This window comes from Bacillus sp. 5B6 (assembly GCF_000259405.1).
Lineage (GTDB): Bacteria > Bacillota > Bacilli > Bacillales > Bacillaceae > Bacillus > Bacillus velezensis.
Genome location: NZ_AJST01000001.1, coordinates 804,892 through 820,512, shown reverse-complemented (window position 1 = coordinate 820,512; position 15,621 = coordinate 804,892). Strand labels below are relative to the sequence as shown.

Here is a 15,621-nt window from a genome sequence, read left to right as displayed (position 1 = left end):
ACATACCTCTTTTTTGAAAATAAACTCTTTTATGACAGGAGCCGCATGACTTGTCCGCTTTGAAAAGACCGGCTGACATGCTCATGGCAGGTGAAATAAAGTATCTGCCGCCCGCCTTCTGAAAGCTGATTCAGCACATCAAACAGCCGCTGCAGCCTCTGCCTGTCAAAATGGACAAAACTGTCATCAAGTAAAAACGGCAGTGATACCGCAGATTCCCTCTCTGACGCAAGGGCAAAACGAATCGCCGCATAAAGCTGCTCGCATGCCGCCTGTGACAGTTCGCCTGCAGAAAACACCGTTCCGTCTTTCCGCATGACCATAATGGAATCATCAGCCTCGGAGAAATACAATTTGTGATAGCGTCCGTCCGTAAGCGGTCCGTATAATGCACCGGCGGTTTCTAACAGACGGGGAAGCGTCACTTTTTTATGCCGCTCCATTTTTTCCCTTATAATGTGTCTGACCGTCTGTAATGCAGCCCACTCTTTTGCGGTTTTTTTCACGCGCTCCTTCTGCATTTCTGTCTGCTGTTTTAAATCGGATACAAGCCCCGAGGACTCCAGCTGCTCTTGCTTCACCGTTAATAAAGCGGTTTGCTCACGGAGCTGGGCGCTTTTTTCCTCAAGCGTTCTTTTCTCTGTTTCCTTCTGAACGACTGTATGTTCAAGTTCGGACACTGTGCGGCTCATGTACGGCTCCAGCTGTTTTCCGCCTATGCCGGACAAGTGCGTTTTGATTTCGCGCAGCTGCCGCTCTGTTTCCCGGCGGCTTTCATTCAGCCTGGCGAGTTCACAAAAGTGCTCGCGGTTTTTTGCGCCTGCCGCCATGAAAAGCTGTTTGACCTGCTGTTCGTAGTAATGAACTTCTTCGTTTAATTCACGCATTTGCTCTTGTGCATGCAGCAGATCCGTTTCGAGCGCCTGTTTTCGTTTTGCTTCCTCACGGGCCCGTTCCGCCTGAGCCAGCAAAACGTGCAGTCTTTCTTTTACGGACAGCTCCCTTCCGTCTGAAGGACTCAGCTTTTTGACCCGGTCCTCAAATGCTCTTTGCAGCTTTTGCAGCCTGCCCGCTTCAATGGTCAGCTCATGCTTGTTAAGGATTTCTTTTTTGACATCTTTCATCACATGATATGCGTCAAGAAGATGGGAAGGACTTCCTAAAAACCCCAGTTCATTCATAAAAAGTTCCGCCTGTTTTGCAGACGGCGCCATTTCGGCCTCCCATTCTTCATATTGGCGGATGACCCTTTCATATGCCGATTCTTTCTGTTCAAGCACGGCTTGATCCGCAATCAGCTGCTGCCGGTGCCGGCCGTCACGCCAAAGCTCTTCCTGCAGAAGATCAGCCGCTTCTTTGGAGATCGCCGGCTTCTTTTTCTTGTGTCCGGGCCCTCCTCTTTCTGACGGCAGCGGTTTTTGCATGCCGGACAGCATATACAGCAGCAGAGCACCGGTAAAAAGGGCGGCGGGCAGCCATTCCTTTAACATAGCGAAAATCGCAATGAACAGAATGCCCGCACCGAGAAAGAGCTTTTTTTGCTTGGCGCGCTGTTTTTCCAGATGCTGAACATGTGCCTGCCATTCGTTTCCTTCTGTATCAGCCGTTTGCTTATATGATTGTAAAGCGGCTTCTTTTTCTTTCCTGACAGCGGGGTCCAAAATGTTTTCCGCCGTCACGGCATGTTTTCGTTCGGCTTCTTCCAGCTCCAGCCGCGCTTGTTCGAAAATCGCATCAAGCTGTGTCTTTCTTTCTCTAGCCTGTCCGGCGCTCTGCACGGCTTCCTGCAGCCGCCATTCATATTCATAATCGGTGTTCAGTGAAAGAATGCCGTCTTCCTCATGTCTTCCGAGCTGCTGCAATCCTGACGAAACGCGGGCAGATGTCTGCCGGATCTGTGATTGGATGGCGGCAAGCTGTTCGCCGCGCGATTCATACATATGCTGCTCGCCGGAAAGCTCCTGCAGCTGCCGCTCTTTTTGCAGCAAGTCTTCATTTGGAGCGAGCAGCTCAGCCTGCCGTCTGAGTTCAGCCGCTTTTGCCCGAAGCCCCTCAAGACGGGCCGCTTTCGGATGGAGATGCGATTCGTATTTTTCAAGCTGATGCATTCCGTCCTTCGGGAATTGCTTCAATGCTTCCGGATAAGAAGAAAGTTCGCTTTCCAAGGCTGTTTTTTTGTCTGCGAGCGGCTTTGCTTCTATCGCCGATTTTACTGTTTTGATTTCTTCAGTTATATCTTTCAATCGTGCTTCGGCATCCTGCAAACGGCCGCCGGCGCTTTTTTTCTCTTCCAGAAGGCTGTGATAGCCCGCTTCCGCAGCTTCCGCCTGTTTCAGCTGGGCGCTGAGCCGCTTTAATGTATCCAACTCCTGATTTAAGCGGGGGTTCCGCCCGTTCGGCTTATACATCCTGTCAAGTTCTTTTGCCAGTCGCCCGTCAAGCTTTGCCGCCGCTTCCGACCCGAATAAGCTCGAATACAGGAGAAACTCGCCGATTTTGTCCCGGTTAAAAGCTTGAATCTCCTGCAGTCCGAATACATCGAACGAATAGATCGCTTCGTACAGCGCCCGGTCTGTATCGGAGAGAAGCTGTTTGAGCCATTCTCCGTCCTTGATTTCGCCTGAAGCCGTATACACTCTGACTTTTTCGGCAGCGCCTTTTGTCCGTTCGATTTTGACAGCACCGTGATCGCCATGCTTCAATTCCACAGTGCCGCCGTAAACCCCGCCGTTTTTCGGTTCGTATTTTTTTGATTTCGGAAAACCGAACAGCACGCTTTTGATGAAGGACATCAATGTCGTTTTCCCCGCTTCATTTAATCCGTAGATCACTTGCACGGGAGAATCTGACAGCTGAAAACTTCGGTCAGAAAATTTTCCATATTGGTAAATATGCATCGCCGTTATTTTCATCGCTGAAGCTCCTTCATTTGGCGTCTTAAAACGGCTTGAGCCTGCCGCTTAATATCCAGTATCTCTTCATCTGTAAATGAAGCCATCTGACGCCGGTATACGGGATGACGCTCAAGGGCTTCAAATACACCGCTCATGTCCGCGCATTGTTCTATGTCCTGAAGCAGCCCTTTAAAAAACGGATCGGGCGGCACGCTGTCTGTTTCGTCCGTCCGATCCTCAAGCGCAAGCGGCCAGATGAAACATTCCTCTTCGGCCTCTTCCTCCTGTAAAGCGGAAAGTAGCTCCTCCGCGATACCTGCGGGCGCCTCCGTCCAAAAGCGGGGCGCCGCGCCGCGAAGCACCAGCCTGACACATGCCGGGCGGCCCGCCGCGCGCAAGCCGGAGAATGTATCCGATGCGGCTTTCAGAAGTGAAGTCATATGTTCAGCTCCGGAGATATCAAGATCAATTTCCTCCCATAACACATCATGCGCTTCTTTGAATTCCCAAGACATCTCACCGTTTGCCGCCCGGACGAGATAATATCCCTTAGGCCCGGTTTCTTTTAAATGCCGGGCTTGAATATTCCCGGGGTAAATGGCGGCGGGATGCTGGGCGGACAGAACCTGCCGTTTATGAATGTGTCCGAGCGCCCAGTAATCCATGCCGCTTTTTTCAAGGTCTTCTTTCGTAAACGGGCAGTACGGGTCATGCCCTTCCGCTCCTGATAACATGCCGTGGAGCATGCCGATATGATAAGGCGCGCCGGTCATTTTCCGGTAACGGGCCGCCTGATTGACCGTTACGCTTCTTTCCTGATAGCTGCATCCGTATATGCTTGCCGCAAGCTCTCCGTTTTTAAAGAAAGATTTTTCCTCCGGTGTATCCGAGGTGAAGATATGTACATTTTCCGGCCATTCAATCGGCGTCCACTTACCGCCCAAATGATCATGGTTGCCGAATATGACGAACACTTGGATATCCGCTTCCTGTAATCTCGCAAACTGTTTTCTCAAAAACAGCTGGGCTTTTAAACTTCTGTTGGCTTCGTCAAACAGATCCCCGGAAAGCAGCACGAAATCTGCCTGCTCCCGGAGTGCCCCGTCCGTCAGTCGGCGGACGCTGTGAAATGTGCTTTCTTTAATACGCGCATATACCGGTTCAGGCAGATTCGAAATGCCGTAAAACGGGCTGTCCAGATGCAGGTCAGCGGCATGAATAAACGTCAGATCAGCCATCTTGCCCTCCCCTTTCTGCAAATTGAATTACCCTTATTTTAGCACCGTTTTTATACGAATGCACGTTCTGCAAAATAAAAAAACAGCCCGGCTGTTCCGGGCTGTTTCACTTATTTTTTGGAGATGCGCAGCGCTTGTTTGATCGCTTTGAATCCGCTGGCGTTTCCGTAAATCAAAACGCCGCCTTTGTAAATTTTCGCGCCGACCGCGGCAAAGATCACGATAGTGAGCAGTGTCAGGGCGATTCCGGCCGCAGCCTGCCAAAACGGGATATCAAGCATCCCGACGCGTAAAAACATAATCATCGGCGTAAAAAACGGAATGTAAGATGTAACGGTAATAAAACCGGCGTCAGGATTGCCGATGCCGAACATGGCGATCATAAAACCTGCCACGACTAAAAAAACCATCGGCTGAATCGTCTGCTGTACGTCCTCTATCCGGCTGACAACACTGCCTAGAAACGCGGCAAGCGTCGCGTAAAGAAAATAGCCGAGCAAATAGAAAATGACGGCATAGACTATCGTCGAGACGGGAACATCCGTAAAATTGAGAAATGCACTGATCGGCGACGACGCATCATTTTGAGGGTTCAGCTTCAGTGAGAGATAACCCGCTGCAATCAGCACCGCAAACTGTGTGATCCCCACGAGCGCGATACCGAACAGTTTGGCAAACATCTGCTGAATCGGCGGCATGCTTGAAATTAAAATTTCCATGACGCGGGACGATTTTTCCGTCGCCACTTCCATCGCAATCATGCTTGCGTACATGATAACTGAGAAGTAGATAACAAACAGCATGATGTATACAAGCCCCATTACCTGACCGAGCTCTTCCTCGGATTTCGCCCCTTTTTCCAGCGCGTCTTTGCTGACTTCCGGCGGAGTGTAGAGGCTGCTGACTTTTTCTGCCGAAATGCCGAGCTTGGCGGTTTCGACAGCGGTTTTTGTCTGGGTTAAAGCCTGCTTGAGCAGTTTATACGCTGATTCATCGGAAATGGTCAGCGCCTTGTATGCTCCTGTTATCGTTCCTTTTTGATCTTGTCTGATGATAAACAGTCCGTCCCATTCACCGTCTTTGACACGCTTTACGGCATCTTTTTCGGACTCCTTCGTCTCCATTGCCTGCAGATCATTGTCTGTATCCGCCGCTTTAAGCTGTTTTGCAAACGCCGGGTACAGCCCGCCCGTTTCATCAATCACTGCGATTTGCTGCTTGCCGTCATCCGATTGAAACACGGATATAATCGATTGCAGGTTGGTCACCGCTAATACTAATAAAACGGTAATGGCGGTCGAAATAATGAATGACTTTGTCGTGATTTTGTTTTTATATGTATGGAACAGCATAATCCAAAATTTACTCATAAACGGCCCCCACCTTTTCTATAAAAATATCATGCAGTGACGGCTCTTCCAATTCGAACTTCCGTATAAAACCTTTCCCTTGAAGCGCCCGGAAAATATCCTGAGAAACCGGTTCATTCGCGACCTGCAGTCTGATCCCGTCATTTGTTTCCTTCCATTTCACGACGCCTTCATGCGTTTTTAAAAAGCTGAGGTCATCATCTGAATGAACGGTGACATTTTTTTTGCCGAAAGACCGCTTAATGTCTTTCAGATTGCCTTGAACGACGGGTTTTCCCTTCTGGAGAATGCATAAATTCTCGCAAAGCTCTTCCACATGCTCCATTCGGTGGCTTGAAAAAACGATGGAAACGCCGCTGTTTTTCAAAGAAATGACCGCTTCTTTCAGCAGCTCGACATTCACCGGATCAAGACCGCTGAAAGGTTCATCGAGAATCAGCAGTTCAGGCTTATGCAGGACGGCCGAAATGAACTGGATTTTCTGCTGGTTTCCTTTCGACAGCTCTTCGACTTTCTTATTCTTGTAATCTGTAATGCCGAACCGCTCGAGCCATGTCATGAGCTCTTTTTCCGCCTCTTTTTTGCCCATTCCTTTTAATCTCGCCAGATAGACAAGCTGGTCACTCACCTTCACTTTCGGATACAGCCCCCGCTCTTCCGGGAGATAGCCGATTTTTTCACTGATGGAATAATTGACCGGCTGCCCTTTCCAGGTGATATGCCCGTCAGTCAGGCTTAAAAGACCTAAAATCATCCGAAAGGTCGTCGTTTTTCCCGCGCCGTTTGCGCCGAGCAGCCCGAACATTTCCCTTTCAGGTATTTGCAGGTTCAAATTGTCAACAGCGGTAAAGCTGCCGAATGTTTTCGTTACGTTTTCAATTGTAAGCACGAATCCAACTCCTTCCTTGACCCATTATATACTATTAATGGGTAAAAATTAATGGAGGATTTTAAATTCTTTATCAGAATATCATTCTATAAAGGGGGTGACATGATGGGACAATATGTATTGACCGCATTCCATGCGTCGGGAGAAACGCTGCTGAATGAACGGATCGAAGCGGATAATGAGGCGGAGGCGAAGGCCGCCGGAGAGGCTTTATTAAAGGAAAAAAAGCTTGAGAACAGTACTCATCGCTTGGTAAATGAAGCCGGAAAGCTGATTTTATTCCACAGATAACAGAAGCTTTCCGGCTTCTGTATTTTACCGGTTAAATTGCGGCGTCCGTTTTTCTAAAAAGGCGTGGATGCCCTCTTTATGATCATCCGTTTTTCTCATATTTTCCTGGGCCTTTCGTTCAAGAGACAAAACGTCTTTTAACCGGCTGATATGGAGGCTCTGATAAATAGCTTTCGTTTCAATCATTGCTGACAGCGGCGCATGCAGCAATCGGTCGATATACGGTTGTGCCCCCTCCGCAGGACCGCCGCTGAACAGCCCGTCGGCCAGCTTGAGCCGCACCGCTTTTTCAGCCGGCAATTTTTCACCGCTCCAAATCAGTTTTTTCGCTTCGATCTCACCGACGCGTCTCATTAATAAATAATGGCCTCCTCCGTCGGGAACCAATCCGATGCCAATGAAATTCATCGCGAGGCGGGCGTTTTCTTCGGCGAGCACCACATCGGCGCACAGCGCGAAACTCAGCCCGAGCCCCGCCGCGGCTCCGTGGATGGCGGCAATCACAATTTTTTTCATATCATAGAGGGTCAGCGTAATGGATTCGATCATTTTCATGAGCCGTTCATATTCTCCTGAATCATGATCCGACGTCATCATCTGAATATCACCGCCCGCGGAAAATCCCCGGCCTTCCCCCCGTAAAAGCACGATAAGCGCTTCGCTGTCGGCTGCCATAACGCATGCATTTTCCAATTCCCGGAGCATTTGTTCATTCAGCGCGTTGTAACTGTCAGGCCGGTTCAGCACAATCTCTGCGATCTTTCCCTTTTCTTCATAACGAATATACTGCATGTTTACATCCCCCTTGAATCCGCTTACATATTTTGTTCAAATGATATATTCCTTTCCCCGAAGCGAAACTCCTTTATTTTTCAAGGTCAACAGATACCGAAAAATGCATATCATTTGAAACTGAACATACATTTTTATATAGTGAAATTGATATACAAAACAAAAGGGGGGAAAAACACCGATAATGAAATATGTGATACTCAGCTTGTTACTGAGCTTTTTTATGGTGCTGTTCCCCCCTTCGGATGTCGCTCTTCCTTCCCAATTGGTGACAGAAACAGACAGCCATGTACAAATTTCGGTTTATCCGCAGGAAACGGAATCGGCAAAGACGCCGGTTCAAACCAAAACCGCTCCGCAAGGCCTGTCAAAAGGATACGGTGCGTTATCCCGGATGATCTCCCTGTTATCTGTCAAACCTCTTGATCAATTCATTGATTCCACAATGGAAAGGACATGCGCCATTCCGATACAATACCAGTCAAATTACCTCCGGCATCAGACCATTTCTCATTGCCAATCTGTATTTACGGTGTAAAAACAGTATATTCCGGAGGGATTTTTTATGAATATTAAAGAAAACGATCTGCCCGGCATCGGGAAAAAATTCGAAATCGAAACGAGAAATCATGAAAAAATGACGATCATCATTCATGATGACGGCAGGCGGGAAATTTACAGATTTGATGACCGCGACCCTGATGAGCTTCTGGCAAGCATTTCACTTGATGATGCGGAAGCAAGACAGATTGCCGCGATTATCGGCGGGATGGTGTATAAACCGCAGGCGCTTGAATCGATTGAAATGGCATTCAGCGATCTGATTATCGAATGGTTTAAAGTTGAAAAAGGGGCAAAAGCGGCAGGGCGGACGCTCGGCGAACTGGATGTGCGCCAAAACTATGACGTGACGGTCATCGCCATCATTAAGCATGACCAGAAAAAGTTTTTAAACCCGGGCGCTGATTCGCTCCTTGAAGCAAACGATACACTCGTCCTCTCAGGTGAAAGAAAGCATCTGAAAAAGCTGATCCAAGACTTCCTCTCCAGAGACGGAGTGTGATCTGTTTATGGACCATCTCGTATTTGAAGTCGGTACGGCGTTAGTTCTTGTGGCCATTGCGAGTGTCATCGCCAATAAAATTAAATTCTCGATCATCCCCTTCCTGATCATTTTAGGAATGCTCGTCGGGCCGCACGCGCCCCAAGCGGGCATCATTGACCTGACGTTTATCGAAAGCCGGGAAGTGATTGAATTTTTCGGGCGGATGGGCGTCCTGTTCCTCCTCTTTTACCTCGGGCTTGAATTCTCGGTCGGAAAATTAGTCAAATCCGGACGTTCAATCGCCGCCGGCGGAACGATTTATATTCTGATTAATTTCAGTTTAGGGCTGATCTACGGCTTTATCACGGGCTTTTCCTTTTTGGAAGTGCTTGTATTGGCGGGCGTCATCACGATATCATCAAGCGCCATTGTCGCAAAGGTGCTTGTCGACTTAAAGCGCACGGCCAATCCGGAAACGGAGCTGATTCTCGGCATCATTATGTTTGAGGATATCTTTCTGGCGGTTTACTTATCCGTCGTTTCCGGGCTTGTTCTGGGAGACGCGACGTCTGTCGGAGGCGCGCTGATGTCAATCGTGATCGCTTTCGGATATATGCTGCTGTTTTTCATTGCCGCCCGAAAATTGCCGCCTCTGCTGAACAAGCTGCTTGATATCCGTTCAAACGAGGTATTTGTCATCGTCATTTTCGCCGCGCTCTTTTTCATTGCCGGCTTTTCCGAAACGATTCATGTCGCTGAAGCGATCGGCGCGCTCTTGCTCGGACTCGTGTTTTCGGAGACGGCCCATTCTGACAGGATTGAGCATCTTGTCGTGCCGTTCCGTGACTTTTTCGGGGCCATGTTTTTCTTCAGCTTCGGTCTCAGCATTGATCCGTTTTCACTCGGAGATGCGGTATGGCTCGCCCTCGGCGCCGTTCTGCTGACGATTGCCGGAAACTTTATCGCCGGCATGATCGCCGGGCGCCGGGCGGGGCTTTCTCATAAAGCATCGTCCAATATCGGGCTGACCATTGTGTCCCGCGGCGAATTCTCCATTATCGTCGCAAATCTCGGCATCGCCGGCGGCCTGTCCGCTTCACTTAAACCTTTCGCCGCCTTATATGTTCTGATACTGGCCATCTTCGGCCCTTTACTCACGAAAGAATCGAAGCGGATATATCTCCTGTTGAACAGCGTGTTCAAATGGAAGACGCCTGAAAAGAAGCCGCAGAAATCATAAAAAAAAGCTGACCTCTTCATAAGAGGTCAGTTTTTTTGAGCGGGAAGAAATTGCTGAAAAGCCGTTTTTTTATTAATGGAGAAATGCTCTTTTCCCAGAATGGTATTGATGATTTTTTGATTTCTGTAAACAGACAGCTTCAAATTCGTAGCGCCCGTTCCGTGAGCATGATCAAGATTCGTTAATGTGAAAAAATGATGCCGCCTGTCGTCCTTAAAGACAAGACGGGAATCTGCCGTCACTTTAAATCGTTTCTCATCCTCCCATTCGATATCGGGGGCAATTGCCGTAAACCATTCCGGAATATGAGGTTTAAAACCGGTCGCCAATATCACTTTTTCTGAATCGGCCGTAAAGGTTTCATCCATCTGCCATTGATGAAAGCTCAGTACGCAGCGCCCGTTTTGCTTTTCAATTTTTTCAAGCTCCGCCATCGGCTGAATATACACGTCAGGCGAACCTCCGCTGATCGATCTGTGATACAGGGCATCGTAAATGGCGGCAAGTGTGTCAGAATCAATGCCGTGGCGCAGTCCGTCCAGCTCAGGGAGTGTGTTCAGCCGTTCTTTAAAAGGCAGGCGGTTAAAATATTCCACATAATCAGGTGTAAACATTTCCTGCCCGAGCTTGGCGGTTTCCAATTCTCGAAATCCGGCGGAGCGTGTCACCCATTGCAGCCGGCTGCGGCGGTATTGTTCATCGTGCAATAAGTCAGAAAAGATCTCCGCGGCGCTCTGTCCGGAACCGACCACTGTAATTGATTCGGCGCCGGCGAGCTCGTCTTTCCGAAACAAATATTCCGTGCTGACCATCGTGTACTGACGCGCTTCGTCAGCAATCTCTGCGGGAATAAGCGGTTCAGACCCCGTCCCCATGACGAAATGCTTCGTTTGATAGACACTGATGCTTCCGTCCTCAATGTTCTTGACGCTGACGTCATAATGGTCGCCGGCATTTTTCACGCCGATTACCTCTGAGCCGAAACGGCATGATTTGATTTCTGAAGCCGCCCAGCTCAAATAGTCGTTAAATTCTCGTCTCGGAATATCAAATTCATTAAACGTATAAAACCGGTACAGCCGGTCATGTTCATGGAGAAAGTTTAAAAACGTGTAGCGGCTTTTCGGATCGGCGAGCGTGACCAGGTCCGCCAGAAACGCCACCTGTAAATCCGTCCCTTTAATTAATAGACCGGGATGCCACGCAAATTCTTTCTTTTTATCGAAAAAAAGAGCGTCTGTTCCGGGTATATCCTCTAACAATGCGGCAAGCCCTAAATTAAACGGCCCGATTCCCGCTCCTATGACATCATACATAATTACACCTCTTACGAATAACAGTCTGATGGTCTTTTCCCGTTTTTGCAGACGGTTAAACATAAAAAACGGCACGCTGATTCCGTGCCGTTTTGATATTATAATGCAGATTTGACGAACATCTCATCTAAGTATTTGATTTTCTCTTCTGTATAATGCTCGAATCGGTCATTATATGATTTCGGGTCTTTCGGATTGGCGAAGTGCGTGATTTTTCCGGTTTCCGGATGAATGAATTTGCTTGCCGCGCCGCAGCCGATACCGATAATCGTCTGCACTTCTTCCATAATCATAATGTTGTAGATGCTTTCCTGACCAGGGAAGGAGTAGCCGACATTTTCAAGGTTTCCGAGAATGTTTTTCTGCCGGTACAAGTAGTACGGCGTATAGCCGTGCTCTTTTGTCCAGCGGACGGCGTCATCCATCATGCGGGACACTTCCTGTCTGTCGGCAACTTTATACTTATGCTTGTTTCTCGTCATTTCTGACGCCCGTTTAAAAGAAAGCGTATGAACGGTCAAAGATTCAGGCATCAGCTTTTCCGTTTCCTCAAGACTGTGCCTGAACTCAGCCGTCCCTTCTCCCGGCAGGCCGATGATCAGGTCCATGTTGATGTTATTCATGCCGTGTTTGCGGGAAAGATGATATTTTTCGATGGTTTCTTCAACTGTATGGTGTCTGCCGATGGCCTTAAGCGTTTCGTTTTCATAAGATTGCGGGTTAATGCTGATTCTGTCAATCTTATACTTATTTAAAACGGCCAGCTTTTCCTCCGTAATCGTATCGGGACGGCCCGCTTCAACGGTAATCTCCCTAATATTCGCGACATCCGGGAAAGAGCGGACCATTTCTTCATATAAAAGATCCATTTCTTCAGCGGTAATGCTTGTCGGCGTGCCGCCGCCGAAATAAATGGTCGTCACTTTGATATCATGCCGCTTCAGCCATTCTCCGATTTTCTGCATTTCATAGTGAAGCCCCCATAAAAAGGAGCCGACTCTTCCCGCCTGTCCTTGAATGGCATAAGCCGGAAACGTGCAGTAGGCGCATTTCGTCGGGCAGAACGGGATGCCGATATATATGCTGACTTCATCTTTGACCCTGTACAGATCGGGAACCGCAGCGAGCTGGCGGTCGACGATATCCTGCATCAGATTGATTTTTTCATCATGGATCAGATAATCTTTTTTCAGATCGGCATGCGCCTCTTCTTTTGTCAGGCCGCTCTGCAGCTTTTTATGAAGAAGTTTAGTAGGCCTGATGCCGGTTAAGATTCCCCATTTTTGTGTCATGCCCGTATGCGATTGAAGAAGATTTAAGTAGACGTACGACAGCGTGTTTTTCACCTGTTTAAATACTTCTTTTTCGCTCCATCCGGCAAGAAGCGGTTTCGTATGATGTTCCTTTTCGCCGGTTCCTTTGATTTCTCCGGATACCGACACGCTGTCTGCATCTTGAGAAATGGCAAGTGAGATGACGAGATCAGAGGGCTCCTCCGTTTCGCCGTATGCAAGAACACACTCTTCAAAAAATAAATTCGCGATGTTTTGCAGCGGACGATGCAGCCTGTCATCCGTGATGCCGTCTATTTTTATTTGCAATGTGATCACCTTATTTTTCAGATTCAAAACTTTCTTTAGTGTACAGAAAGAACAGGCTAAAATCAATCCGCGAAAAAGCCGCAGACAGGCGTTTCGCGTCTGCGGCTCTTGATTACGGCCGTTTCATATGGAACTTATCGAGAAAGCCTTTGCGGTGCTGCATGCGGAAATATTCCTTAATCATATAGGCGACTCCCTGTTCATCATTTGACCTTGTCACCCAGTCCGCTTTTCTTTTTAATTCATTTGAGGCATTCCCCATCGCGACGCCGAGACCGGCCAGCTCGATCATCGGCAGATCATCTTCCTGATGGCCGATAGCCACAACCTCTTCCATTGAAAGCCCGAGTTCAGCGGCGACCATCGAAAGTCCGCTTTCTTTTGAAACCCCTTTAGGCACGATGTTCAGCTTTTCTCCGTTGACGCGGATCACATCGACGGCCGGGAATGCTTTCATTATCGTATCCGTTATATCAGCCTGCAGGCCATCTTCGGCATGCACTTCAATGACGGGCGCTGAAACCGGCTCATCAAGGAGCAGGTCACTTAATGATTCGACAAACTGCACCGGATAAAAAATCGGGTCAGACGGGTGAATCATCGTTTTCCCGACCAGATTGGAGTTCACTTTCTTCTTGTTTCCGATCGAATATTTTTCGTGAAGAAGCCGGATATTGCATGGATAGCTTTCCAGCACCTGAACGATATTAAACGTGTGATCTTCTGATATTTTCTTTTCAAAAAACGGCTCATCTATTTTTTCAGAAATGTATGCGCCGCTGTGGGTAATCAATTTTGCATTCAGCTTTAATATTTTCGCCACTTTTTGAGCGGAGCGAAAATGGCGGTTTGTGACCAGTGTGACGTAAATTCCTTTTTTCTTGACGTATTCGATGGCATCCTTTGTCGTCTGATGAAGTTTGCCGTTGGAGCGAAGAAGCGCTCCGTCTATATTTAACGCCAGCATTTGTTTTGACACAGAGAAGTCCCCCTCCTTGATGACTGTACTTGTCATTAGGATATGACCCTGTCTCTTTGTTTAGAACAACCTTTTCTCCGCAGCAAAAAAGCCTGCCTCAAGCAGACTTTGAACTGTCGTTTTGTTGGGATACGATCGATTTGCTGCCTTCTCCCCAATGTGTATTTCTATTTACGAAATATATCAGGAACCCCTTATTTGACCGTTGATGCGCTCGTTTCACTTACTCTCTGTTGCTACCCCTTAACATACCAGGCAGTATAGGCGACCGTATCCTTAGATCATCTGTAAGTGTAGGCGCTTTCAGAGTTATTATCTCAATTATATTGTTAAAAAACAAGGGTTTTTTTAACTAAAAAAATTAGAGGAAATATCTATGCTGAATGTATGATAAAGTTGAAAGAGAACATACATTCTCATATAATAAAAGAAAAAAAGCGGTGACTGTCATGTCTCTATTAAAAGATATTTATAACGAAGAATTTGCAGAAGCACTTCTGAACAGAATCAAATCGGCGTATCCGGCTTTTGAGCGGGACAAGTGCCGGGCGCTGATGTTTCAGGAAGATTGGTCCGGACTGACGTTAAAACAGCGGATGCGCCGGATCACAGACTCTCTATATGAAACACTGCCGAAGGATTACATACGGGCGCTTGACGTCTTATATGAGACAGCTCCCCGCTTCTCAGGGCTCGCCGGGATTATTTTTCCCGATTATGTCCAACAGTACGGAACGGATCACTGGGACGAATCCATGAAGGCGCTTCAGTATTTCACTCGTTTTTCCACTTCCGAATTTGCGGTCCGCCCGTATATCAGGCTTGACCGGGAGCGGATGTTCAAAGAGTTCCTTTCCTGGACGGAGCATCCGGACGAACATGTCAGAAGGCTTGCCAGCGAAGGCTCAAGACCGCGCCTGCCGTGGGGAATCTCCATTCCGGCTCTTCTTGACGATCCTTCTCCGATTCTCCCTGTTCTGGACCGCTTGATGCAGGATGACTCGTTATATGTCAGAAAAAGCGTGGCGAATAACCTGAATGACATCTCCAAAACACATCCGGATCTTCTGGCACAGATCGCAGCCGAGCGGTTCGGAAGCTGTCCGCACACGGACTGGATTTTGAAGCACGCCTGCAGGACACTGTTAAAAAGAGGAGACAAACAGGCGCTTGCAGTTTTCGGGTTTGAAGACGCCTCCCGGATTTCATTGGAACGTTTTACATTGAATTCGGAAACGGCCGCCATCGGAACAAGCATACATTTTTCTTTTCAGATCCGCTCATCCGCCCGGCAAAAAGTCAGGGTTGAATACGCGATTGATTTTGTAAAGAAAAGGGGGCACCGCAGCCGCAAGGTGTTTAAGATGTCGGAGTCCGCCATGGATAACGGAGACGTAAAAGCCTTCAGCAAACATCATTCCCTTAAAGATTTAACCACCCGCAAGCATTATCGGGGAATTCACACTCTGTCTGTCATCATTAACGGTACGGTAAAAGGTTCGCTTGATTTTTCTGTTGAATAAAAAAACCCCTCCATTTCATAGATGGAGGGGTTTGGAGCTTATTCCGGGCTGCCGTAAAGCTCTTCAAGAGGTTTCATAATGATTTTGTTTAACTCGCCGATCAGCATGCTCATGCGCTGTTCCGCTTCCATCAGCTGAGAAATCAATTCATGCTGCTGTACGAGAGCAACCGTTTTTTGTGCCTGCTCTACCTCTTCCTGAGTGATTTCTTCACCTGACATCTGTTTCTGCTGCAGCTGCAGCTGTACATTGCGGAAGTTATCAAACATGCGTTTTGCGGATTCATCTGCGTTTACTTGATCATAAAGCCCTCTCAGACGGCTGTATTCATCACTGTTTCGCAAAGCTTTTTCAAGATCATATGCTGCATCATAAAAATGAACTGCCATAATAACCGCTCCTTTCTTCCTTTCGGACATACCACTCCACTATAACAGACTGCG

At 47.9% G+C, this 15,621-nt stretch carries 14 protein-coding genes; 5 read left to right on the top strand and 9 right to left on the bottom strand.

Annotated elements, in window-relative coordinates; all coding sequences use genetic code 11:
- Positions 1–29 precede the first annotated feature (29 nt).
- The 4 genes from MY7_RS03995 to MY7_RS03980 form a co-directional block, all read right to left on the bottom strand.
- Complete coding sequence (locus MY7_RS03995; RefSeq protein WP_007610387.1) at positions 30–2,912, bottom strand: ATP-binding protein; 2,883 nt, start codon at positions 2,910–2,912, stop codon at positions 30–32.
- Positions 2,909–4,132, bottom strand: a complete 1,224-nt coding sequence (locus MY7_RS03990) for a metallophosphoesterase family protein (protein WP_029325970.1) — start codon at positions 4,130–4,132, stop codon at positions 2,909–2,911. Before MY7_RS03990 ends, MY7_RS03995 begins: the two co-directional genes overlap by 4 nt.
- A 110-nt stretch (positions 4,133–4,242) precedes the next feature.
- Positions 4,243–5,502 carry an ABC transporter permease gene (locus MY7_RS03985; protein ID WP_007610385.1) on the bottom strand — a complete coding sequence of 420 codons (1,260 nt, stop codon included), beginning with the start codon at positions 5,500–5,502 and terminating at the stop codon, positions 4,243–4,245.
- Complete coding sequence (locus MY7_RS03980) at positions 5,495–6,391, bottom strand: ABC transporter ATP-binding protein (protein WP_007409231.1); 897 nt, start codon at positions 6,389–6,391, stop codon at positions 5,495–5,497. Before MY7_RS03980 ends, MY7_RS03985 begins: the two co-directional genes overlap by 8 nt.
- 105 nt (positions 6,392–6,496) lie before the next feature.
- On the opposite strand from MY7_RS03980, the gene MY7_RS03975 reads away from it, so the two are divergent.
- Complete coding sequence (locus MY7_RS03975; protein ID WP_015239502.1) at positions 6,497–6,682, top strand: YhzD family protein; 186 nt, start codon at positions 6,497–6,499, stop codon at positions 6,680–6,682.
- 24 nt (positions 6,683–6,706) lie between these two features.
- Here MY7_RS03975 and MY7_RS03970 read toward each other — a convergent pair whose 3' ends face one another.
- Entirely contained in the window at positions 6,707–7,474 is a 768-nt protein-coding gene (locus tag MY7_RS03970; protein ID WP_007610382.1) for an enoyl-CoA hydratase, read from the bottom strand.
- 184 nt (positions 7,475–7,658) lie between these two features.
- On the opposite strand from MY7_RS03970, the gene MY7_RS03965 reads away from it, so the two are divergent.
- Genes MY7_RS03965 through MY7_RS03955 form a run of 3 tightly spaced genes read left to right on the top strand, consistent with a single transcriptional unit; the run spans position 7,659 to position 9,759 of the window.
- Positions 7,659–8,012: a hypothetical protein gene (locus tag MY7_RS03965; RefSeq protein ID WP_007610381.1), complete on the top strand. Its 354-nt coding sequence runs from the start codon at positions 7,659–7,661 to the stop codon at positions 8,010–8,012.
- 27 nt (positions 8,013–8,039) lie between these two features.
- Positions 8,040–8,537, top strand: coding sequence for a cation:proton antiporter regulatory subunit (locus MY7_RS03960; RefSeq protein WP_003155265.1), 498 nt, complete (start codon positions 8,040–8,042; stop codon positions 8,535–8,537).
- A gap of 7 nt (positions 8,538–8,544) precedes the next feature.
- Positions 8,545–9,759: a cation:proton antiporter gene (locus MY7_RS03955; RefSeq protein ID WP_003155266.1), complete on the top strand. Its 1,215-nt coding sequence runs from the start codon at positions 8,545–8,547 to the stop codon at positions 9,757–9,759.
- A gap of 26 nt (positions 9,760–9,785) precedes the next feature.
- Here MY7_RS03955 and MY7_RS03950 read toward each other — a convergent pair whose 3' ends face one another.
- The 3 genes from MY7_RS03950 to MY7_RS03940 all read right to left on the bottom strand — a co-directional run bounded on the left by MY7_RS03950 (position 9,786) and on the right by MY7_RS03940 (position 13,655).
- A complete protein-coding gene (locus tag MY7_RS03950; protein ID WP_029325971.1) occupies positions 9,786–11,075 on the bottom strand; it encodes a lysine N(6)-hydroxylase/L-ornithine N(5)-oxygenase family protein in 1,290 nt (429 codons plus the stop codon).
- 98 nt (positions 11,076–11,173) lie between these two features.
- The gene (locus MY7_RS03945; protein WP_029325972.1) at positions 11,174–12,676 is read right to left on the bottom strand and encodes a coproporphyrinogen III oxidase; all 1,503 of its coding nucleotides are present in this window, start codon (positions 12,674–12,676) and stop codon (positions 11,174–11,176) included.
- Between the two features lie 112 nt (positions 12,677–12,788).
- Positions 12,789–13,655 (bottom strand): Cof-type HAD-IIB family hydrolase, encoded by an 867-nt coding sequence (locus MY7_RS03940; RefSeq protein WP_012117197.1) that lies wholly within the window; start codon positions 13,653–13,655, stop codon positions 12,789–12,791.
- 383 nt (positions 13,656–14,038) lie between these two features.
- Here MY7_RS03940 and MY7_RS03935 point away from each other — a divergent pair, with 383 nt between their 5' ends.
- A complete protein-coding gene (locus tag MY7_RS03935; RefSeq protein ID WP_007610377.1) occupies positions 14,039–15,178 on the top strand; it encodes a DNA alkylation repair protein in 1,140 nt (379 codons plus the stop codon).
- A gap of 38 nt (positions 15,179–15,216) precedes the next feature.
- Here MY7_RS03935 and MY7_RS03930 read toward each other — a convergent pair whose 3' ends face one another.
- A complete protein-coding gene (locus tag MY7_RS03930; protein WP_014720937.1) occupies positions 15,217–15,567 on the bottom strand; it encodes a YlbF family regulator in 351 nt (116 codons plus the stop codon).
- Positions 15,568–15,621: the final 54 nt, after the last annotated feature.